Source organism: Kitasatospora sp. NPDC004614, assembly GCF_042873675.1.
In the GTDB taxonomy this organism is placed as follows: domain Bacteria; phylum Actinomycetota; class Actinomycetes; order Streptomycetales; family Streptomycetaceae; genus Kitasatospora.
In genome coordinates this window covers 805105-826326 of record NZ_JBIALR010000002.1, presented here as the reverse complement: position 1 = coordinate 826326, position 21222 = coordinate 805105, and the positions used below count along the sequence as shown (strand labels likewise).

Annotated in this window: 21 protein-coding genes; 6 read left to right on the top strand and 15 right to left on the bottom strand. The window is 71.1% G+C overall.

The features are described 5' to 3' along the window. Positions 1-11: 11 nt before the first annotated feature. Complete coding sequence (locus tag ACFYST_RS09410) at positions 12-2303, bottom strand: PQQ-binding-like beta-propeller repeat protein (RefSeq protein WP_387861083.1); 2292 nt, start codon at positions 2301-2303, stop codon at positions 12-14. A gap of 307 nt (positions 2304-2610) precedes the next feature. On the opposite strand from ACFYST_RS09410, the gene ACFYST_RS09405 reads away from it, so the two are divergent. Next, on the top strand, positions 2611-3252 hold the full coding sequence (locus tag ACFYST_RS09405) for a TetR family transcriptional regulator (protein ID WP_387644289.1): 642 nt from the start codon (positions 2611-2613) through the stop codon (positions 3250-3252). Between the two features lie 185 nt (positions 3253-3437). Here ACFYST_RS09405 and ACFYST_RS09400 read toward each other — a convergent pair whose 3' ends face one another. From ACFYST_RS09400 to ACFYST_RS09375, 6 genes are all read right to left on the bottom strand, one after another. Continuing rightward, a complete protein-coding gene (locus ACFYST_RS09400; RefSeq protein WP_387861081.1) occupies positions 3438-4382 on the bottom strand; it encodes a beta-ketoacyl-ACP synthase III in 945 nt (314 codons plus the stop codon). A 95-nt stretch (positions 4383-4477) separates the two neighbouring features. After that, positions 4478-5386 carry a L,D-transpeptidase family protein gene (locus ACFYST_RS09395; RefSeq protein WP_387861080.1) on the bottom strand — a complete coding sequence of 303 codons (909 nt, stop codon included), beginning with the start codon at positions 5384-5386 and terminating at the stop codon, positions 4478-4480. 197 nt (positions 5387-5583) lie between these two features. Beyond that, positions 5584-6747, bottom strand: a complete 1164-nt coding sequence (mqnE, locus tag ACFYST_RS09390) for an aminofutalosine synthase MqnE (protein WP_387644281.1) — start codon at positions 6745-6747, stop codon at positions 5584-5586. 51 nt (positions 6748-6798) lie between these two features. Beyond that, on the bottom strand, positions 6799-7764 hold the full coding sequence (locus ACFYST_RS09385; RefSeq protein ID WP_387644278.1) for a threonine/serine dehydratase: 966 nt from the start codon (positions 7762-7764) through the stop codon (positions 6799-6801). 43 nt (positions 7765-7807) lie between these two features. After that, a complete protein-coding gene (locus ACFYST_RS09380) occupies positions 7808-8269 on the bottom strand; it encodes an Lrp/AsnC family transcriptional regulator (protein ID WP_030462120.1) in 462 nt (153 codons plus the stop codon). A 118-nt stretch (positions 8270-8387) separates the two neighbouring features. Further along, the gene (locus tag ACFYST_RS09375) at positions 8388-9065 is read right to left on the bottom strand and encodes a UbiX family flavin prenyltransferase (RefSeq protein ID WP_387644275.1); all 678 of its coding nucleotides are present in this window, start codon (positions 9063-9065) and stop codon (positions 8388-8390) included. Between the two features lie 124 nt (positions 9066-9189). Here ACFYST_RS09375 and ACFYST_RS09370 point away from each other — a divergent pair, with 124 nt between their 5' ends. After that, positions 9190-9930 carry a cyclase family protein gene (locus ACFYST_RS09370; protein ID WP_387644272.1) on the top strand — a complete coding sequence of 247 codons (741 nt, stop codon included), beginning with the start codon at positions 9190-9192 and terminating at the stop codon, positions 9928-9930. 63 nt (positions 9931-9993) lie between these two features. After that, positions 9994-10704, top strand: coding sequence for an MOSC domain-containing protein (locus ACFYST_RS09365; RefSeq protein WP_387861078.1), 711 nt, complete (start codon positions 9994-9996; stop codon positions 10702-10704). A gap of 5 nt (positions 10705-10709) precedes the next feature. Here ACFYST_RS09365 and ACFYST_RS09360 read toward each other — a convergent pair whose 3' ends face one another. The 3 genes from ACFYST_RS09360 to ACFYST_RS09350 form a co-directional block, all read right to left on the bottom strand. Beyond that, positions 10710-11087, bottom strand: coding sequence for a VOC family protein (locus ACFYST_RS09360; protein WP_387861076.1), 378 nt, complete (start codon positions 11085-11087; stop codon positions 10710-10712). Between the two features lie 254 nt (positions 11088-11341). Beyond that, positions 11342-12241 carry a menaquinone biosynthesis prenyltransferase MqnP gene (gene mqnP / locus ACFYST_RS09355; RefSeq protein WP_387861074.1) on the bottom strand — a complete coding sequence of 300 codons (900 nt, stop codon included), beginning with the start codon at positions 12239-12241 and terminating at the stop codon, positions 11342-11344. Further along, positions 12238-13695 carry a menaquinone biosynthesis decarboxylase gene (locus tag ACFYST_RS09350; RefSeq protein WP_387644261.1) on the bottom strand — a complete coding sequence of 486 codons (1458 nt, stop codon included), beginning with the start codon at positions 13693-13695 and terminating at the stop codon, positions 12238-12240. The genes mqnP and ACFYST_RS09350 overlap by 4 nt, the downstream gene beginning before the upstream one ends. A 75-nt stretch (positions 13696-13770) precedes the next feature. Between ACFYST_RS09350 and ACFYST_RS09345 the strand changes: the two genes are divergently transcribed. The 3 genes from ACFYST_RS09345 to ACFYST_RS09335 all read left to right on the top strand — a co-directional run bounded on the left by ACFYST_RS09345 (position 13771) and on the right by ACFYST_RS09335 (position 16388). Continuing rightward, a complete protein-coding gene (locus ACFYST_RS09345) occupies positions 13771-14184 on the top strand; it encodes a PLD nuclease N-terminal domain-containing protein (RefSeq protein ID WP_387644258.1) in 414 nt (137 codons plus the stop codon). A gap of 348 nt (positions 14185-14532) precedes the next feature. Then, positions 14533-16125 (top strand): acyl-CoA carboxylase subunit beta, encoded by a 1593-nt coding sequence (locus ACFYST_RS09340; protein WP_387644985.1) that lies wholly within the window; start codon positions 14533-14535, stop codon positions 16123-16125. A gap of 59 nt (positions 16126-16184) precedes the next feature. Next, the gene (locus ACFYST_RS09335) at positions 16185-16388 is read left to right on the top strand and encodes an acyl-CoA carboxylase epsilon subunit (RefSeq protein WP_387644255.1); all 204 of its coding nucleotides are present in this window, start codon (positions 16185-16187) and stop codon (positions 16386-16388) included. Positions 16389-16450: 62 nt separating this feature from the next. On the opposite strand, the gene ACFYST_RS09330 is transcribed toward ACFYST_RS09335, so the two are convergent. The 5 genes from ACFYST_RS09330 to ACFYST_RS09310 form a co-directional block, all read right to left on the bottom strand. After that, positions 16451-16855, bottom strand: coding sequence for a hypothetical protein (locus tag ACFYST_RS09330; protein WP_043914717.1), 405 nt, complete (start codon positions 16853-16855; stop codon positions 16451-16453). Positions 16856-16928: 73 nt separating this feature from the next. Further along, positions 16929-18050, bottom strand: a complete 1122-nt coding sequence (gene ccsB / locus ACFYST_RS09325) for a c-type cytochrome biogenesis protein CcsB (protein WP_387644252.1) — start codon at positions 18048-18050, stop codon at positions 16929-16931. Positions 18051-18053: 3 nt separating this feature from the next. Continuing rightward, entirely contained in the window at positions 18054-19814 is a 1761-nt protein-coding gene (locus ACFYST_RS09320) for a cytochrome c biogenesis protein ResB (protein ID WP_387861072.1), read from the bottom strand. Positions 19815-19817: 3 nt separating this feature from the next. Continuing rightward, positions 19818-20597, bottom strand: a complete 780-nt coding sequence (locus ACFYST_RS09315; protein WP_387861070.1) for a cytochrome c biogenesis CcdA family protein — start codon at positions 20595-20597, stop codon at positions 19818-19820. Next, the gene (locus ACFYST_RS09310; RefSeq protein ID WP_387861068.1) at positions 20594-21184 is read right to left on the bottom strand and encodes a TlpA family protein disulfide reductase; all 591 of its coding nucleotides are present in this window, start codon (positions 21182-21184) and stop codon (positions 20594-20596) included. Before ACFYST_RS09310 ends, ACFYST_RS09315 begins: the two co-directional genes overlap by 4 nt. Between the last annotated feature and the right edge of the window lie 38 nt (positions 21185-21222).

The window sequence follows — 21222 nt, the reverse complement described above, 5'->3', positions numbered from 1 at the left end:
AGAACCGGACGTCAGTGCGGGACGGCCGTGCCGTAGAACGAGTCCAGCGCGTACACGCAGCGGTCCTTGGAGCCGACGAAGACCCGGCCGTCGACGGCGACCGGGGAGCCGGTCAGTTCGCCCTTGGTGCCGAGTTCCCAGCGCAGGCGGCCGGTGGCGAGTTCCAGGGTGTGCAGCGAGTGGTCGCGGCTGCCCAGGTGGACCAGGCCGTCGGCGACCGCCGGGGAGCCGACCAGGTCGGCGCGGGCGGCGTAGCGCCAGCGTTCCTGGCCGGTGGCGCTGTCGAAGGCGAACAGGGTGTCGCCGGAGCCCAGCAGCACCGTGCCGTCGGCGACCACGGCGGGTTCGGCGCCCTGCCGGGAGGTGGTGGCGGCCCGCCACAGGCCGTGCCCGGTGGCGGCGTCCAGCGCGTACAGGGTGCCGAGGTAGTCGGCGACGTACACCGCCCGGTCGTCCACCGCGGGCGGGGTGAACAGCACCACAGGGGCGTCGAACCGCCAGCGCTCGGCGCCGGTGGCGGCGTCCAGCGCGTGCACCCGCTGGCCGGACGTCAGGTACAGCACGCCGGCCCGCTCCACCGGCCGGGCCGGGACCTTGCCGCTGACCGGGAACGCCCAGCGCACGCCGCTGCCGCGCGGGTCCACGCAGTGCAGCCGGCCGGCGCCCTGGTAGTAGGCGGAGCCGGCGATCAGCGCCGGGCCGGACTGCGGGTTCTCGTACTCCTGCTGGGCGTCGTCGGCGCGCCACAGTTCGGCGCCGCTGGCGGCCGAGCGCAGCTGTACCCCGCCGCCGCGGATGCCGCAGCACAGCACGCCGTCGGCGGCGTCCAGCGAGTAGACCCAGCCGTCCAGCGAGCTGCGCCAGCGTTCGGTGCCGTCGGCGGAGTCCACGGTGTACAGGTGCGGCCCGTCGGCGGCGTGCAGCCGGCCGCCGTCCACGGCCAGGGCCCAGGCCACGTCGCGGGTCTTCCAGCGGCGCTCGCCGGAGCGGATGTCCAGGGCGTGCACCTCGAAGCTGGAGACGAACAGCGTCCCGTCGGCGACCACGGGGGTGCCCCAGACGTCGTTGGACATCCGGAACCGCCAGGGCCGCCAGCGGGCGGCGGGCGGCTGCGGCGGGGCGGCCGGCGCGGGGGTGCGGCGCACCCAGTCGGTGCCGACCGGGGCGGCGGACGGCGCGACCGGCTCCACCCGCGGCCCGGGGCCTATCGGCACGTGCGCGCCGGCCAGCCGGACCTCGCCGTCGCCGCCGGGAACGCTGGCCACCGACCGCTGGTGCGGCCGCACCCGCTCGGTGGCCACCTCCTCGGACGGCGGCCCGACCGGCGCGACGGGCATCGGCGGGGCCAGCGGCTGCGGCGGCACAGGGACCGGCTGGGGCTGCGGCGGCTGCGGCGGCTGGCTGACGGGGCGGCGGCTGCTGCGCTTGGCCTCGATCAGGTCGAGCGCGGCGGGCGGCAGCCAGTCCCCGGCCTCGCCGGAAGCGTCGGCCCGGGAGAACAGGTGCGGGGCCAGTTCGGCCTGGATCTGGGCGGGCGTCGGCCGGTGCTCGGGCGCGGGCCGCATGCAGGCCCGCACCAGGTCGACCAGTTCGGCCGGCAGCCCGGACAGGTCGGGCTGGTCGCGCAGCAGCTGGAACACCGTCTCGACCGGGTTGGTGCCCCGGTACGGCGGGTGCCCGGTGGCGCAGAACACCACCAGCGAGCCGAGCGAGAACACGTCGCTGGCGCCGGTGACGCTGCGGCTGTCGCGGGCCTGCTCGGGCGACATGTAGGCGGGGGTGCCGACCGCGACGTTGGTCATGGTGAGCCGGGTGCTGGAGACCCCGGCGGCGATCCCGAAGTCGATCACCCGCGGCCCGTCCTCGACCACCAGCACGTTGGACGGCTTGAGGTCGCGGTGCACCAGCCCGGCGGCGTGGATGGACTGCAGCGCCTCGGCGATGCCGGCGGTCAGCCAGCGCACCGCGTCGGCGGGCAGCGGCCCGCAGTCGTTGACCAGGTCCTCCAGCGAGGGCGCGGGCACGTACGCGGTGGCCAGCCACGGCACCGCCGCGTCGGCGTCGGCGTCCACCACGGCGGCGGTGTAGAAGCCGCCGACCGTTTTCGCGGCGGCGATCTCGCGGGCGAAGCGGACCCGGAACAGGTTGTCCTCGGCCAGTTCGCTGCGGACGGTCTTGATGGCCACCCGGCGACCCGAGGCCGACCGGGCCAGGTACACCAGACCCATGCCGCCCGCGCCGAGCCGGGCCAGCACCTCGAAGGGCCCGATCCGCCTCGGATCGTGCGCCGTCAGCTGGTCCACTCCGCAGCCACCTCCCCTTCAGCCAACGCCCCCCGGCGGTGGCGCGCCCCCGATTCTCCAATGCCCGCCGTCCTGGAGCCAATCTCCCCCGCCCGTGTCCCCCGGGGTGGTAGAGCGGCCGGCCGGACGCCGGGCGGTCCCGCGGCCCCCACCGAACCCTTCACTGCTGACTTGTCGTCACGCTGTGAGGTCATCAGTGCACGGGGGGGCAACAACACACGCTGAAAAGTCGTTGATTCTCCGCACGGGCGGACTAATAGTCGCACTACCGAATCGCGCCAAGATCGTGCCACGGTAAGCTGACGGCATGACAGGACAAGTTCGCACCGTCGACGGTCGCGTCGCCGGGCGGCGCGGACAGGAGACGCGGCAGAAGCTGCTCGACTGCCTCCGCGAGATGCTCAGCACGTCGCCGTACCGTGACGTCAAGGTCATCGACGTCGCCCGTATGGCGGGTACCTCCCCCGCGACCTTCTACCAGTACTTCCCGGATGTCGAGGGCGCAGTCCTTGAGATCGCCGAGGAAATGGCCGAGGACAGCGCCGGGCTCAAAGAGCTCGTCGATGGAAAGTCCTGGGCGGGAAAGACCGGCTTCACCACTTCCGAAGAACTGGTGGACGGATTCCTCGCCTTCTGGCGCAAGAATGACGCCATTCTCCGAGTGATCACACTCGGTGCCGCAGAAGGGGACAAGCGGTTCTTCAAGATCCGCATGAAGGTCCTCAACTCGGTGGCGGCTCCGCTCGCCGAAGCGGTTCGCAACACCCAGGGCAAGACCGACAAGACGGTCGACGGGTCGGCTATCGCCGGCGCCCTGGTGACGTTGCTGGCCGGGGCCGCGGAGCACTCGAAGGCGTTCACCTCGTGGGGCGTGAAGGTCAAGGACCTCAAGCCCAGCCTGGCGCTCCAGGTGTACCTCGGAGTCACCGGAAAGAAGCCGCCGAAGTAACACTCAGTCCAGTCCAGTGACGCCCGCCCCGGTTCCTGTCCGGGGTGCGTCGGACGCGGCCGTGTCCTCGGGGGAGGTTCGCCGACGTACCGCAGGGGTGTCATCCGCACCAACAACGAAGCGCAGGGGCGGTCGGGAGAAAGGTTTCCCGACCGCCCCTGCGCCTTGTCCGTGGCGCTCCCGGGTCAGGGGCAGCGCACCACCTGGCCCGCGTAGGCCAGGCCGCCGCCGAAGCCGAACAGCAGCACCGGGTCGCCGCTGTGCAGCTCGCCGCGCTCGACCAGCTTGGACAGCGCGAGCGGGATGGAAGCGGCGGAGGTGTTGCCGGATTCGACCACGTCGCGGGCGACCACGGCGTCCTCGGCCAGGCCGAGCTTCCCGGCGATCGCGTCGATGATCCGCAGGTTGGCCTGGTGGGCGACGAAGCCGCGCAGCTCGGACGGGTCCAGGCCGGCCTTCTCGCAGGCCCGGCGGGCCAGCGGGGCGACCTGGGTGGTGGCCCAGCGGAAGACGGTCTGGCCCTGCTGGCTGATGATCGGCTGCCAGCCGCTGATCACCACCGCCTCGCCCTTCTCCGGCTCGGAGCCCCACACCACCGGGCCGATGCCGGTCTGCTCGTCGGGGACGGCCTCCAGGACGGCGGCGCCCGCGCCGTCCGCGAAGATCACGCAGGTGGTGCGGTCGGTCCAGTCCACGATGTCGGACATCCGCTCGGCGCCGATCACCAGCGCGCGGGTGGCGGCGCCGGCCCGGATCGCGTGGTCGGCGGTGGCCAGGGCGTACGAGAAGCCCGAGCAGACGGTGTTGATGTCGTAGGCGGCGGGCGTGGGGATGCCGAGCCGGGCGGCGACCGCGGCGGCGGTGTTGGGGCTGCGTTCGACGGCGGTGCAGGTGGCGACGGCGACCAGGTCGATCTGGTCGGGGGTCACTCCCGCGCGGGCCAGGGCCTTCTGGGCGGCTTCCGCGGCGAGGTCGACCAGGGTCTCGCCCTCGGCGATGTGCCGGGTACGGATGCCGACCCGGCTCCGGATCCACTGGTCGTCGGTGTCGACCATCGCCGAGAGATCGTCGTTGGTGAGGATCTTCGGCGGCTGGCAGTGGCCCAGCGCCACGATGCGGGAGGCGGTCATACTGCCACTCAACCGGGTTACCGGCCAGTCGGGCGGTAACGCCCTGGCACAGGATCGGGCGCCGGATGCTGTAGGGCCTTCACAATCGGAACAGGTCAGGCCGCCAGCGACTCGGCGTCGCCCATGGCGATCATCGGGTGCATGGCCGGGTCGAGGGCCTTGAGCAGGTCGACCATGTGGTCCTCGGTCAGCGAGATGCAGCCGTGGGTGGGGCCGCCGTGGTCGAGGTGCAGCCAGATGCCGCCGCCCTTGGCCGCGCCCTCCGGGAAGCGGCCGTCGAGCGGGGAGGCGCCGACCACCCGGTTGTAGTTGATCGCGACCACGTAGTCGAAGGAGCCGGCCAGCGGTTCGTTGTTGAAGCCGCGGCCGGGCATCACGAACTTGGCGTTCTCGTCGTACGGCATCTTGGAGCCCGGGTTGGCCTTGCGGCCGCCGGCGTCGGAGAGCGAGTACAGGCCGATCGGGCTGTGCAGGTCGCCGGAGCGGTGGTTGGTGGTCCAACCCTTGAGGGCGTTGTGGGCGGGCCAGGACTCGCCGGCCTGCCAGCCGCCGTCGTCGCCGCGGGTCCACAGCGTGACGGTGTTGTCGGAGGAGTCCTTGCCCTTGCCGCTGGCGACCACCAGCTGGCGGGTCTCGGCGGGGATCTTGGCCATCCAGTCGGCGCCCAGGCCCGGGATGCTGGTGATCTTGTCGCGGGAGGAGCGGTCGGCGGCCGGGGGCTCGGTGTGGGAGTCGGCGGCCTTCATCGGGGCGGTCTCGGGCTCGCGGTCCGGGGCGGCGCTGGCGGTCTCGCCCTGGAAGGACCGGCCCGGGCCGATGGTGAACCAGCCGGCCGTCAGGGCCAGCAGGGTCGCGGTGCCGACGGTGAGCTTGGCGGCGCGGCGCGGCTTCGGCTTGCGCCGGCGGCGGCTCCCGGCTCGGCCCTGGGGCTGCTCTCCCTCGCTCCGGGGGGCCGGCGCGGGGGCCGAGCGGCGGTGCGAGGCGGAACGATGGGAACCGGACATGCCGTCGATCCTCCCAGACCCGGGGGACGCGGTGGAACCCGGGCTGTGTGATGAGCCTGTGAGCATACGCGTCCGGCGAGGCTTCTCCGGTGGTGAGAGGCACTTTGGGTGGTGCACGGCCGTCCCGCGCGCCCCCTGGAAAAACAGCTGCGCCCGGCGGCCGGAGACCGGCCGCCGGGCGCGTGGCCGAGCGAAAGTCAGAGGCGCATCGCCTGCGGGGTCTCCCGGCGCAGCAGGTCCGGCCCGTCGTACTCGCGGATGATCTCGTAGCGGGTGTTGCGCTCGACCGGGCGGAAGCCGGCGTCCCGGATCAGCTGGAGCAGGTCGTCGCGGCCCAGCTTGTTCGGGGTGCCGAAGTTGTCCGCGTCGTGGGTGATCTTGTACTCGACCACCGAGCCGTCCATGTCGTCCGCGCCGTGGCTGAGCGCCAGCTGCGCGGTGGTGACGCCGTGCATCACCCAGAACACCTTGACGTGCGGGACGTTGTCGAACAGCAGGCGGGACACCGCGAAGGTCTTCAGCGCCTCGGCGCCGGTGGCCATCTCGGTGCGGTCCATCAGACGGTTGCGGACCTTGCCGTCCTTGGAGTCGTGGAAGTCGTGCTGGTAGCGCAGCGGGATGAAGACCTGGAAACCGCCGGTCTCGTCCTGCAGTTCACGCAGCCGCAGCACGTGGTCGACCCGGTGGCGGGGCTCCTCGATGTGGCCGTACAGCATGGTGGCCGGGGTCTTGAGGCCCTTTTCGTGCGCCAGGCGGTGGATCCGCGACCAGTCCTCCCAGTGGGTTTCGTGGTCGACGATGTGCTGGCGGACCTCCCAGTCGAAGATCTCCGCGCCGCCGCCGGTCAGCGACTCCAGGCCGGCCTCGATCAGCTCGTCCAGGATCTCGCTGGCCGTCAGGCCGCTGATCCGCTCGAACCAGTGGATCTCGGTCGCGGTGAACGCCTTCAGCGAGACGTTCGGCAGCGCGGCCTTCAGCTCCTTCAGCGAGCGCGGGTAGTAGCGCCACGGCAGGGTCGGGTGCAGGCCGTTGACGATGTGCAGCTCGGTGAGGGACTCCGACTCCATCGCCTTGGCGAGCCGGACGGCCTCCTCGATGCGCATCGTGTACGCGTCCTTCTCGCCCGGCTTGCGCTGGAACGAGCAGTACGCGCAGGAGGCGCTGCACACGTTGGTCATGTTGAGGTGACGGTTGACGTTGAAGTGGACGACGTCGCCGTTCTTCTGCGTCCGCACGTGGTGCGCCAGGCCGCCCAGCCAGGCCAGGTCGTCGCTCTCGTAGAGCGCGATCCCGTCCTCGCGGGTCAGCCGCTCACCGGCGTAGACCTTCGCCTCCAGCTCGCGCTTGAGCCCTGCGTCCATGCGGCGCTCCGCCTCCTCGGTCCTTCGGTTCGTTGCCAGTCGAGACTACGCCTAGGCCGCCAGCAGTTCGGCCAGCAGGGCGGGGTCCAGGTTGCCGCCGCTCAGGACGGCCGCGAACACCCGGCCGCCGAGCTCGTCCGCGCGGTGGAAGTACGCGGCCGGGGCGACCGCGCCGGACGGCTCGGCGACCAGCCGGCCGCGGCGGGCCAGCAGTGCGACGGTGTCCTTGATCTCCTGCTCGGAGACGGTGACGATGTCGTCCACGTACGCGGTGAGGTGCTCGAACGGGAGCACGCCCACCGACGGAGTGCGCAGGCCGTCCGCGATGGTGCGGTAGGTGTCGGCCATCGGCCAGGCGGTGCGGATGCCCTTGCGCAGGCTCTCCTGCGCGTCCGCCGCGAGCTCCGGCTCCACGCCGATCACCCGCACGCCCGGGCAGGCCAGCTTCAGCGCCGCAGCCGTCCCGGAGATCAGGCCGCCGCCGGAGACCGGCACCAGCACCGTGTCCAGGTCGTCCGGGGCGTCCTCGGCGATCTCCAGGCCGACCGTGCCCTGGCCCGCCACGATGTACGGGTCGTCGTACGGCGGCACCCACACGTAGCCGTGCTCGGCGACCAGCCGCGGCGGGAGCGTGTCACGCTGCTCGGCCGGGACGACCAGCACCTCGGCGCCGAACGCACGGGTGTTCTCGATCTTCACGGCGGGCGAGGTGTCCGGCATCACGATGACCGCCTTGATGCCGAGCCGCCGCGCCGCGTAGGCCACCGCCTGGGCGTGGTTGCCGCTGGACTGCGCCACCACGCCCCGGGAGCGCTCCTCCTCGGTCAGCGCCGCCAGCCGGTTGAACGCCCCGCGGACCTTGAACGCCCCGGTCGGCTGGAGACTCTCCGGCTTGATCCACAGCCGGCGCCCGTCCGGCTGCTCCGCCCACGGGCAGGGCAGCAGCGGGGTGCGGACCGCCGCACCGGCGATCCGGCGTTGGGCGGCGCGCAGGTCTTCCAGATCGACCAGGGACATCCGGGGCCATCCTCGGGAGTTGACGGGGTGTGAGGTGGCGACCCTACTCGGCGAGGTGCAGCGGCAGTTCGCTGACCCTGTTCTCCCACTTGGTGGAGAGCACCACCGTGGTCCGGGTGCGCGCCACCCCCTTGGTGCCCGACAGCCGCTTGACCACCGACTCCAGGCCCTCCACGTCCGGCACCCGGACCTTCAGCATGTACGAGTCGTCACCCGCGATGAACCAGCAGTCCTCCACCTCCGGGAGGTCCTTCAGCCGGTGCGAGACGTCGTCGTGGTCGGCGGCGTCGGTCAGTTGAAGACCGATCAGCGCCGTCACGCCGTAGCCCAGGGTGGCCGGGTTGACCGTCGCCCGGTACCCGGTGATCACGCCCGCCTGCTCAAGGCGGTTGATCCGGTCCGTCACGCTCGGCCCGGAGAGGCCCACCAGACGGCCCAGCTCGGCGTACGAGGCACGGCCGTTCTCACGAAGTGCCTGAATGAGCTGCCTGTCCACAGAGTCCATTACCTGCCGCGTCCTTCCGAACCACTCCAGAACCACAGATCATTTTCTGGATTCCAAGGCGCCGAGCGCCGATCGACCGGGGTATCCCAGAGAACATACTCTCCCGTAGCGCGGCCGCTCACTCGCCCCGGCGCGGCCCGGTTTCCTGGGAACGTCCGGGAGTGCTGCCCGCTTCGCCGAGGCTGCCCGTCCAGCGCCGGTACAGGGAGTGCCGCACGCCCACCGCGTCCAGCACCCGGCCGGCCACGAAATCCACCAGCTCCTGGGCGGTCGAGCCCCCCGCGTAGAAGCCCGGCGAGGCCGGCAGCACGACCGCGCCCTGCGCGTCGAGGGTCACCAGGTGCTGCAGGGTGGAGCCGGTGAGCGGCGTCTCGCGCAGGCAGATCACCAGCGGGCGGCGCTCCTTGAGCGTGACCGAGGCGGTGCGCTGGAGTAGGTCCTTGGACAGCCCCAGCGCGATGCCGGCCGCCGCGCCGGTGGTGGCCGGGACGACCAGCATGCCCTTCGCCGGGTACGAGCCGGAGGACGGGCCGGCCGCGAAGTCCCCTGCGGGCCAGTACCGGACGTCGTCCAGCTCCTTCTCGTCCCGGCCCAGCCACTGCGCGAGATCGGCCTTCCAGTGCGCGTCCCGGAACGAGATGCCGGTCTCGTCCAGGATGGTCAGCCGGGCGGCCCGGCTCACGATCAGGTCGACGGACTCGCCGGCATCCAGCAGCGCACGGATCACGGACGCGGCGTAGGGGGTGCCGCTGGCGCCGGAGACGCCTACGACCCAAGGGCGACGGGTGTTGCTCATACCGCCATTGTCGCGTCCACGGGCAGGTCATTGCCCCGCATCGCGATCTTTCCGACGGGTGCGTTCCCCTTCGCGCAGTTCCCCGCGCCCCTGGTGGCGCGCCTCTTGGGTTCAGAATGTGTACATGGCAGCCGTGTTGGTGGATTTGACGCATCCGGTGGTGTCCGGGATGCCGGTGTATCCGGGGGATCCCGGGGTGGAGTTGCGGGCGGCGTTGACGGCCGGGGTGGAGGGGGTGAATGTGCTGGCGGTGCATCTGGGGTCGCAGACGGGGACGCACGTGGATGCGCCGTATCACCTGGATGTGCGGTGGCCGACGTTGGACGGGTTGCCGTTGGAGCTGTTCACAGGGCCCGCGGTGGTGGTGGATCTGCGCGGGTTGCCGGCCCGCGGGGAGGTGACGGCGGAGCACTTGGCGGCGGCGCTCGCGGTCTCAGGGCCGGGCACGGTGCTGCTGTTGGCGACGGGGTGGCCCAAGTACTGGGGGACGGACCGGTACTTCGCGCATCCGTACCTGTCCGAGGAGGCCGCGGCGGCGATTGTCGCGGCGGGTGTGCGCACCGTCGGGGTGGACGCGCTGTCGGTGGATCCGACGCCCGATCCGGGGCCGTCCGATCCCGAAGTGGCGAGCCTGCTGGCCGAATTGAAGGACGAGCACGATCCGGCGCCGGAGTTGCCGACGCTGGCGGCGCACCGGGTGCTGTTGGGGCCGGAGGGCGGTGGGGTGATCGCGGAGAACCTGACGGACCTGTCGTTGCTGCTGGAGGCGCAGGCGGCGGGGGTGCCGGTGGAGGTGTCGCTGTTCCCGTTGCGGTTGACGGCGGCGGACGGGGCGCCGGTGCGGGCGGTGGCGCGAATCGGCTGACGGGCCGCCGCCGTCCGCGACTTGGTCTAGACCACCTTGGCGTGGCGCCGCTAGGCTCCCGCCATGCCTCAGATCGTCGGTGTGGTCGAGCGCTTGTGGCGCTACCCCGTGAAATCCACGGGCGGCGAGTTGCTCGACTCCGTCGAGGTGGAAGAACGCGGCCTGGTCGGCGACCGCCTCTACGCGGTGCGCGACGGCGCCGGGAAGTTCGGGTCGGGCAAGAGCACCCGCCGGTTCCGGCGGATGGACGGTCTGCTGCGGCTCAGCTCCCGGCTGGGCGGCCGGATCGACGGCCCAGAGCTGTTCGACCCGCTGGGCATGCCGGTCCCGGACCCGGACGCCTTCCTGCGCGCCTACCTGGAGCAGGAGGACGTCGCCCTGGCCCGCGAGGACGCCGTCTCGCACTTCGACGAACTGCCGGTGAGCGTGCTGACCACCGCCACCCTGGACTGGGTGGCCGCGGCGGTACCGTCCGCGGTGGTGGACGAGCGCCGGTTCCGGCCGAACGTGCTGCTGCGCACCCCGCCCGCGACGCCCCCGTTCACCGAGGACGCCTGGTACGGCCGGGAGGGCCGGGTGAAGGGCGGGGCGCGGCTGGCGTTCGTCCGGGCCAGCGTGCGGTGCGTGATGGTCGGGGCGCCGCAGCCCGGGCTGCCGCACGCGCCGGAGATCCTGAAGACCGTCGCGCACGAGCGGGACTCCGAGCTCGGCGCGCTGGCGTCCGTCTCCCGGCCCGGCCGGCTGCGGGTCGGGGACGTGCTGACGCTGGCCTGAGGCGGTCAGCCGGCCCGGCGCGGGATCAGGCAGAACGGGTGCCCGGCCGGGTCGACGAACACCGTCCAGCCCGCCTCCCGGTCCTTGACCTCGGCGCCGAGCTCCACCACCCGCTGCTCGACGGCGGCGACGTCCTCGACCTCGATGTCCAGGTGGAGCTGCTGCGGGTGACCCGGGTCCGGCCAGATCGGCGGGCGGTAGTCCTCGACCCGCTGGAACCCGAGAACCTGGCCGTTCGGCAGGTGGACGGTGGACCACTCCTCGTGGAGCGACCAGCGCGGATCGGGCCGGTCGACCTCGCCCCCGAGCAGCGCGGCGTAGAAGTGGGCCAGGCCCGCCGGGTAGTGGCAGTCCAGCACCACGCACTGCAGTGTGCCGATCATCGTGCGCTCCCCGTCCGGGTCTCGTCGGTCTCTCGCTCCAGCATGGCTCATCAAGGGGGCCGACCGCAGACGATCAGCGGGAACTGCGCGACAAGCGCAAAGCCCGTCCGGAAGGTCGCGAGCACGTGCAAGTCATTGCCCTGCGTCGCGATCTTGCTGACGGGCACCTCCCGCTTCGCGCAGTTCCCCGCGCCCCTGGTTGTGCTCTCCCTGGTTATGCTCCCCCTGGTTGTGCTCCCCCTGGTTTCGCAGCCTCACACGGTGAGGCCCCGGGCGATCAGGTCGATCAGGGCGAAGGCGAACAGCGAGATGCCCACGAAGCCGTTGGTCTGGAAGAACGCCCGGTTGAGGCGGGACAGGTCGTGCGGCTTGACGATGGTGTGCTCGTAGACGAAGGCGCCGGCGACGACGGCGAGGCCGCACCAGAAGAAGGCGCCGGCGTCGGTGAGGACGGCGTACCAGATCAGCAGTGCGGTGGTGAGGGCGTGGCAGACCCGGGCGCCGTTGATGGCGGCGGGGATGCCGAACCGGGCGGGGACGGAGCGGACGCCCATGCCGCGGTCGGCGGCGACGTCCTGGCAGGCGTAGATGAGGTCGAAGCCGCCGATCCAGATGCCGACGGCGAGGCCGAGGACGGCCGCCTCCCAGGACCAGCTGCCGGTGACGGCGAGCCAGGCGCCGACCGGGCCCATGGCCTGGGCGATGCCGAGGATGGCCTGCGGGAAGTCGGTGAACCGCTTGCCGTAGGGGTAGACCACCATCGGGATCACCGCGACCGGGGCCAGCACCAGGCAGAGGGTGTTGAGCAGGGCGGCGGAGCCGAGGAAGACCACCAGGGCGATGGCGGAGCCGATGTACGCGGTGCGCACCGAGACGGCGCCGGTGACGAGTTCGCGGTTCGCGGTGCGCGGGTTCCGGGCGTCGATCTCGCGGTCGATGATCCGGTTGGCGGCCATCGCGAAGGTGCGCAGGCCGACCATGCAGATGGTGACCAGCAGCAGCTGGCCCCAGTGCACGGACTTGTCGGCGAGGAACATCGCGGTGAGGGCGGCGATGTAGGCGAAGGGCAGGGCGAAGATCGAGTGTTCGATCATGACCAGGCGCAGGAAGGCCTTGGTCCTGCTCTTCGGGGCTTCGAAGGCGGCGGTGGTCACAGCCCGTATTCCTTCCAGCGGCGGGTGACCCGGGCGGCGGTCGCCGGGTCGGAGGCGACCATCTCGGGCCAGCCGCCGTCGCGGGTGTAGCCCTCCTCGGGGAGCTTGCGGGTGGCGTCGATGCCGGCCTTGCCGCCCCAGAACTGCTGGTAGGAAGCGTGGTCGAGGTGGTCGACGGGGCCTTCGACGACGGACAGGTCGCGGCTGTAGTCGACGTTGCCGAGGGCCCGCCAGGCGACTTCCTGGTAGTCGTGGACGTCGCAGTCGGCGTCCACCACGATGATCAGCTTGGTCAGCGACATCATGTGGGCGCCCCAGATGGCGTGCATGACCTTCTGCGCGTGCTTCGGGTACTTCTTGTCGATCGAGACGATCACGCAGTTGTGGAAGCCGCCGGCCTCGGGCAGGTCGTAGTCGACGATGTCCGGGATGATCACCTTGAGCAGCGGCAGGAAGAAGCGCTCGGTGAACTTGCCGAGCGGGCCGTCCTCGGTCGGCGGGCGGCCGACCACGATGGACTGCAGGATCGGGCGGCGGCGCATGGTGACGCAGTCGATGGTGAGCGCGGGGAACGGCTCCTGCGGCGTGTAGAAGCCGGTGTGGTCGCCGAACGGGCCCTCGGGCAGCATCTCGCCGGGCTCCAGCCAGCCTTCGAGGACGACCTCGGCGTCCGCCGGGACCTGCAGCGGGACGGTCTTGCAGTCGACCATGCGGGTCCGCTCGCCCGCGACGAAGCCGGCGAACAGGTACTCGTCGATGTCGCCGGGCAGCGGGGCGGTGGCGGCGTAGGTGACGGCGGGCGGGCAGCCGAAGGCGATCGCGACGGGCAGCTTCTCGCCGCGCTTGGCGGCGACCGCGGCGTGGTTGCGGCTGTCCTTGTGGATCTGCCAGTGCATGCCGATGGTGCGCTTGTCGTGCCGCTGCAGCCGGTACAGGCCGAGGTTGCGGATGCCCGAGTCCGGGTCCTTGGTGTGGGTCAGGCCGAGGTTGAAGAAGGAGCCGCCGTCCTCGGGCCAGGTGAACAGCGCGGGCAGCTGCTCAAGGTCGACGTCGTCGCCGGTGAGCACCACCTCGTGCACGGGCGCGTCGCCGGACTTCACGTTCTTCGGCGGGACGTGTGCCATCGAGGCGAGCTTGCCGAAGGCCTCGCGGAAGCCGGTGAAGCCGTGCGGCAGTTCGGGCTTGAGCAGGCCGCCGATCTTCTCGGCGATGTCGTCGGGGGACTTCAGGCCGAGGGCCTTGGAGAGCCGGCGCTCGGTGCCGAAGACGTTCATGGCCAGCGGCATCGCCGAGCCCTTGACGTTCTCGAAGAGCAGCGCGGGGCCCTTGGCCTTCTGCACCCGGTCGACGATCTCACCGACCTCCAAGTACGGGTCGACCTCCACCTTGATCCGCTTCAGGTCACCGTCGCGTTCCAGGGCCCGGAGGAAGGAACGGAGATCGTCGTATGCCATACCTGTCAGTATCCGATACGGGCTAACCTGAGCCCGCCAAGGGTCCTGTTCGAACGTAGTTCGGAGTTCTGCGCTGTGCTTCTGCGAGTCGTCCCCACGGTGGCACTGCTGGCCCTGTGGGTGTGGGCGTTCATCGACTGCCTGACCACCCCGGAGGACGAGATACGCCACCTGCCGAAGGTGGTGTGGGTGATCATCGTGCTGCTGTTCCCGCTGGTCGGCTCGATCGCCTGGCTGGTGGCCGGCAAGGACCGGGCCGCCGCCCGACGGCGGCGGGGGTCGTGGCCGTCCGGCCCGGCCGCCGGGTTCCCGGAGCGCGGGCGCCCGCTCGCGCCGGACGACGACCCGGAGTTCCTGGCTTCGCTGAACCGCGGCAACCAGCAGCACGAGCAGCTGCTGGAGCAGTGGGAGGCCGACCTGCGGCGCCGCGAAGAGGAGCTGCGCCGAAGGGGCGAACGTCCCGAGGAAGGCGACGGCTCCAAGGCCTGATCCCGCTTTTGGCGGATCCCTACGATCCAGGCGTTCTCCAGTTCCGCTCCATCCGGCCGCCGGCCTTCGCGCGCCCCTTTCGGGGGCCTCGTTCCGGTGGCCTTCGTATGCCCTCCATCTTGCCGCTGACCTGCCAATTCACTGGTCCGGGAGATCCCGGTGGGGGTATCCCCCAGCACCCGCCCGGAGTGACCCGGCGGTAGGCCCGTGCGCCCCCTTCTGTGCGTCCTCTACAGCGATCGGCGTCCGACCTTGTACGGAACCGACGCCGAAACGCGGGCGCACTGGCTCGTACTGTCGTAACAGAAGAGGTGTTCGCTGGCTCACGTGACCTTGGAGAGGTTCGAGATGACGGTCCTGCACGATGCGCCGGTCGGCGGCGAGGCTCCGGCCGATGCCCGTAGCCGGGTCACCGAACTTCACGAGCTGCGCGAGCAGGTCCGCCGGGGTCCGAGCGAGAAGGCCACCGAGGCGCAGCACGCCAAGGGCAAGCTGACCGCCCGGGAGCGGATCGAGCTGCTGCTGGACGAGGGTTCGTTCCGCGAGGTCGAGCCGCTGCGCCGGCACCGCGCGCAGGGTTTCGGCCTGGAGGCGAAGAAGCCGCACACCGACGGCGTGATCGTCGGCTGGGGCACCGTCCACGGCCGTACCGTCTTCACCTACGCCCACGACTTCCGGATCTTCGGTGGCGCGCTGGGCGAGGCCCACGCGCAGAAGATCCACAAGATCATGGACATGGCCATCGCGGCCGGTGCCCCGCTGGTCTCGCTGAACGACGGCGCCGGCGCCCGCATCCAGGAGGGTGTCACCGCGCTGGCCGGTTACGGCGGCATCTTCCAGCGCAACACCCGCGCCTCCGGCGTGATCCCGCAGATCTCGGTGATGCTCGGCCCGTGCGCCGGTGGCGCCGCGTACTCCCCCGCGCTGACCGACTTCGTGTTCATGGTCCGCGAGACCTCGCAGATGTTCATCACCGGCCCGGACGTGGTCCAGGCCGTCACCGGCGAGAAGATCACCCAGAACGGCCTCGGCGGCGCCGACGTCCACTCCTCGGTGTCCGGTGTCTCGCACTTCGTCTACGACGACGAGCAGTCCTGCATCGAAGAGGTCCGCTACCTGCTCTCGCTGCTGCCGCAGAACAACCGCGAGATGCCGCCGACCGTCGCCAACGACGACCCGGTGGACCGCCGCAACGACTCGCTGCTGGACCTCGTCCCGGCCGACGGCAACCGGCCGTACGACATGCGCAAGGTGATCGAGGAGATCGTCGACCACGGCGAGTACCTCGAGGTCCACGAGCGCTGGGCGACCAACGTGATCTGCGCGCTGGCCCGGGTGGACGGCCACGTGGTCGGCATCATCGCCAACCAGCCGCAGTCGCTGGCCGGCGTGCTGGACATCAACGCCTCCGAGAAGTCCGCGCGCTTCGTGCAGATGTGCGACGCGTTCAACATCCCGCTGGTGACCATGCTGGACGTGCCCGGCTTCCTGCCCGGCGTGGACCAGGAGCACGACGGCATCATCCGGCACGGCGCCAAGCTGCTGTACGCGTACTGCAACGCCACCGTGCCGCGCATCCAGCTGATCCTGCGCAAGGCCTACGGCGGCGCGTACATCGTGATGGACTCCCGCTCGATCGGCGCGGACCTGTCCTTCGCCTGGCCGACCAACGAGATCGCCGTGATGGGCGCCGAGGGCGCCGCCAACGTGATCTTCCGCCGTGACATCAACGGGGCCGAAGACCCCGAGGCGATGCGCGCGCAGAAGATCAAGGAGTACAAGAGCGAGCTGATGCACCCGTACTACGCGGCCGAGCGCGGCCTCGTCGACGACGTCATCGACCCCGCGGAGACCCGGGCCGTGCTGGCCTCCTCGCTGGCCATGCTCCGCACCAAGCACGCCGACCTGCCGAGCCGCAAGCACGGCAACCCGCCGATGTAACCGGTGCGTCGCGCCCGACACCACCGTTCAGCCGCCAGCCTGGGGGAGAAACAGGAACCATGAACGAACCTCTCGTCCGCATCGTCCGCGGCTCGCTGTCCGTCGAGGAGCTCGCCGCCCTGACCGCCGTGCTGGCCGCCCGCGCCGCGCAGGCCTCGGCGGTCGCCGCCGCCAACCAGGTCGTCGAGCCGATCGCCACCTGGTCCCGGATCGAGCGCCGCCCGGCGTACTTCTCCCCGGTCAGCTGGCAGCAGGCCGCGTAAGCGTGAACACGCGAGGGGCTCCGGAGGCAGTGCCTCCGGAGCCCCTCGCGTGTTGCGTGCTGCTACGCCGCGGCCAGCGCCGCAGGGCGGCCGGCGTGCATGGTGATGAGGTTGGCCGCCAGCCGCTGCGGGTCCTGGGCCAGCCAGAGCCGCACCGCGGCCCCGAGCATGATGCAGGACGAGCCGAGGCGGACGCCGGTGGAGTGGGCGATCCGCGCGGTGGCGATGGTGAGCAGGTCGGCGAGCTCGGTCGGCAGCCACACCGTGAGCGCGCAGGGCGCCGGGGTGGCGAGCGCGGCGAGCAGCCGGTGGGCGTCCGCCGGGCAGTGCAGCGTGGGCAGAACGTCCAGCAGGCCGTCGGCGACGACCTCGGAGACATCGCTGTGATGGCCCTGGGCGAGCCGTCGCAGCAGCGCACGTTCCGCTGCGGTGATTCGGACGGTCATGATGACCTCGTCGCACTCCATGGTGCGGCCCTCCTCGCGGCTTTGTGGATCTCGGGGGTGGATCAGGGGATGGTGGAGCAGGTGGGGCGGGGCGTCAGATACCGGCGTACGAGTGCTTGCCGGTGACGAAGATGTTGACGCCGTAGAAGTTGAACAGCCAGCAGGCGAAGGCGAGCAGGGCCAGGTAGGCGGCCTTGCGTCCGCGCCAGCCGGCGGTGGCCCGGGCGTGCAGGTAGGCGGCGTAGGCGACCCAGGTGATGAACGACCAGGTCTCCTTCGGGTCCCACTCCCAGTACTTGCCCCAGGCGGCCTCGGCCCAGATCGCGCCCGCGATGATGGTGAACGTCCACAGCGGGAAGACCAGGGCGTTGATCCGGTAGGACAGCTTGTCCAGGGTGCTCGCCGCGGGCAGCCGGTCCATGAAGTTGGCGGCCCGGACGGTCAGGCCGGCCGCGATCCGGTGCTCGTAGCGGTCCTTGAGCAGGTAGGCACCGGTGGCGACGGCCGCCGCGAAGAGGGCGCCGCCGCAGATCGTCGCGGTGGAGACGTGGATGCCCAGCCAGTAGGAGTGCAGCGCCGGGACGAGCTGCTCGGACTCGGTGTACAGCACGCTGACGGCGACGCCGAGGATCAGCAGGACCGCGATCACCACGGGCAGGCCGAGCCAGCGCACGTTCTTCTTGGTGGCCAGCAGCACGACGTACGAAGCGACCATCATCAGGCCGAACGCGACGGAGAACTCGTACATGTTGCCCCACGGCCAGCGCATCACCGACAGGCCGCGGGTGACCACGCCACCGATGTGCAGCAGCATGCCGAGCACGGTCAGCGAGACCGCGATCCGGCCGGCCACGTCGGCCTTCTCGCTGCTGCCGGCCGGGCCGAGGCCGTCGGCCGGGGTGTCGTCGCCGCGGCCGCTGGTCACCGTGGTGGCGCCGGCGTCGGCCAGCGCGGTGCGGGTCAGGGTGGCGGTGCCGCCGCCCTGCGAGGCCACCGTGACGCTGACCTTGCGCACGCCCTTCGCCGCGTCGGTGGAGTCGCTGACCGACTCCCCGAGGGTGGCCTGCTGCCGGGAGCGGACGGCGACGCCGCCCTTGGCACCGAACGTCCACTCGAACATCTGAGCGAACATGGCCAAGGTGTAGACGGCCATGGCCGAGTAGACCAGCTTGTTGGAGATATCGGCCAACTCATGGTTGACCTGCGCGAGCAGCACCGTCTACTCCTTGGTTTCCGGGGCGGTGGGGGCGGCTGCGGCCGGGGAGTCGGCCGCAGTCGGTGCGTCGTCGTCAGCGGTGTCGTCGGCGGGGCCGGCGGGGGCCGGTTCCTCGTCGGTGGCCGGGGCGTCGTTCTGCAGCTCGACGGCGAGCTCGGCCAGCTCCTCGGCGGTGCGGGCGGACTCGCTGCGGCCCAGCCCGGCCACCTCGACCAGGGTGCGGCCGTCGGCGCCGGTGGTGGCCCGGACCCAGATCCGGCGGCGCTGGACGAACAGCGAGCCGATCAGGCCGAGGATCGCGGCGACCGCGCCGACCAGCGCGACGGAGTTGCCGGGGTGGTGCGAGATGGTGAACGTCGCCCACTGCTGGTAGCCGTCGTAGGTGAGCGAGCCGTAGTTGTCGGGCAGCTCCCACTTCTCGCCGACCTTGAGGCGGGCCTTGGCGATGTCGCCGTCCCTCTTCAGCTGGGTCATCGCCTTGTCGTCCAGCTGGTACACGTTCTGCGGCAGGCCGCTGTCGGTGCGCAGGTCGCCGGCGTAGGCGTTGATCACCAGCTCCGGGTTCGCGGGGCCCGGGAACAGCGAGACCGGACCGGTCTGCTGGAAGTTCGGCGCCGCGGTCGGCAGGAAGAAGCCCTGGAAGGCCAGCTGGGTCTTGTTGCCGTTGGCGTCGAGGCCGTAGTCGTTGACCTTGACCACGCCCCGCGACTTCATGTTGGCGTCGAGCGGCAGGAACGGCGTCGGGCCGCGGAAGACGATCTCGTCCTTGGCGTTCCTGACCGTCACCACCGGGGCGTAGCCGTGGCCGATCAGGTAGACCTTGGAGCCGCCGATCTCCAGCGGGTGGTTGACCTCGATGGTGGACTTCGTCAGCTTGGTCGCGTCGTCGCCCGTCCAGTAACGGACGTTGGCGGTGAACTGCCGGGCGGTGCCGGTCTGCGGGCCGGTCTCCTGGTAGCGGGCGGTGAAGCCGTCCAGCTTGAAGCCGAACTTGTCCAGGTCGTTCACGCCGTAGAACTGCGAGCCGTAGAAGTCGTCGATCTGGGTGGTGGTGTTGGAGTAGCCCTGGCCCTCCAGCACCAGCTTGCTGGCGGAGCCGGAGGCCACGCCGGCCCAGGCGACGCCGATCAGCAGCGCGAACAGCGAGAAGTGGAACAGCAGGTTGCCGACCTCGCGCAGGTAGCCCTTCTCGGCGGCGACCGACTTGCCGTTGGCGTGGGCCCGGAAGCCGCGCTTCTTCAGCAGCGCGTGGGCGGCGGCGTGCACGGTCTCCGGGTCGGCACCGCTGTGCCAGGCCGCGTACACCGGCATCCGGGTCAGGTTGCGCGGGGCCGCAGGGGGCTGCGAGCGCAGCACGCCGACGAACTGCCAGGTACGCGGGACGATGCAGCCGGCCAGCGAGATGAACAGCAGGATGTAGATCGCCGAGAACCAGGACGAGCTGTAGACGTGGAAGACCTGGAGCTTCTCGAACAGCGGCGTGATGCCCTTGTGGGCCTCCTTCCACGCCACCAGCTTCATCGTGTCGGGGCCCTCCTGCGGGACCAGCGAGCCGGGGATGGCCGCCAGCGACAGCAGGAACAGCAGCAGCAGGGCGACCCGCATCGAGGTGAGCTGCCGCCAGACCCAGCGCAGCCAGCCGGTGACGCCTATGCTGCCGGTCGGGATCTCGCCTTCCTCGGGTGCGGTACTGAGCCGCTCGACGTCCGGGGAGTCCGGGTCCGCGGCGTCGGCCGGCTGGGGGCTGGTCTTGGTGTCGCTCACGGCTCAGATTCCGATCGAGAAGTTCTGGGTGAGGTACTGGAGCTGGTTGACCAGCGCGTCCCACGCCCCCGTCACCAGGGCCAGGCCGACGGCGACGAGCATGCCGCCGCCGATCCGCATCACCCACTGGTAGTGGCGCTTGACCCAGCCGAAGGCACCCAGCGCCTTGCGGAAGGCCAGCGCGGCCAGGACGAACGGTACGCCGAGGCCGAGGCAGTAAACGGCCATCAGCAACGCGCCACGCCCGGCGCTGGCCTGGTTGAACGCCAGCGACTGGATGGCGGCCATGGTCGGGCCGATGCACGGCGTCCAGCCCAGGCCGAACACCACGCCGAGCAGCGGGGCGCCGGCCAGGCCGACCGCGGGACGGCGGTGCGAACGCAGCTCGCGCATGGTGAAGCCGGGCAGCAGTCCCATGAAGGCCAGGCCCATCAGCACGGTGAGCGAGCCCATCACGATCGAGATGACCCGCTTGTGCTCCTGCAGGGTCTGCCCGAAGGAGCCGAACAGCAGGCCGGTGGAGACGAAGACCACCGCGAAACCGAGCACGAACAGCAGCGAGCCGGCCAGCATCCGGCCGCGGCGCGCGCCGCGGGCGTCGGAGAGGTCGGCGGCGGAGAAGCCGGTGACGTAGCTGAGGTAGCCGGGCACCAGCGGCAGCACGCACGGCGAGAAGAACGAGAGTAGACCGGCGGCCAGCGCGATCGGCAGGGCGGCCAGCAGGGCGCCGCTGCCGACGGTGTCGTTGTAGCCGACCCCGGCCGCCGCCAGGGCGGCGCTCACTTGGACTCCGCGAGGACCGGTTCGACCATCTTGTCGAGGTCCTCGCTGGACATCGCGCGCATCGCGCGGGCGGCCAGCTTGCCGTCCTTGTCGATCACGATGGTGGTCGGGATGGACTGCGGGTTGAGGCTGCCCTTGGGGAACTTGAGGATCTGGGTGCCGTCCGGGTCGTAGATGCTCGGGTAGGTGATCCCGAAGTTCTTCTCGAACGCGACCGCGTTGGCGGGGTCGGTGTCCCGGGTGTTGATGCCGAGGAACTGCACCTGGTCGCCGAACTTCTGGGAGCTCTCCTGCAGGCCCTTGGCCTCGGCCCGGCAGGGGCTGCACCAGGAGCCCCAGATGTTGAGGACGACCACCTTGCCGCGGTAGTCGGAGAGCTTGAGCGCGGTGCTGTCCAGCCCGGTGCCGCTGATGTCCGGAGCGTCCACCCGGTGACCGGCGGCGGCGGTGTCGATGCCGCCCTTGCCGGTGATGAAGCCGACCGAGCCGCCTCCGGAGCCGGAGCTGGAGCACCCGGTGAGGGCCAGGGCGGTGGCCGCGCCGAGGGCGGCGGTGAGGCGGGCGCGGCGGCTGGACGTCCAAGACATGTGAAAAGTTTCGCATGGCTCTTCGGCCCGTTTTAGGG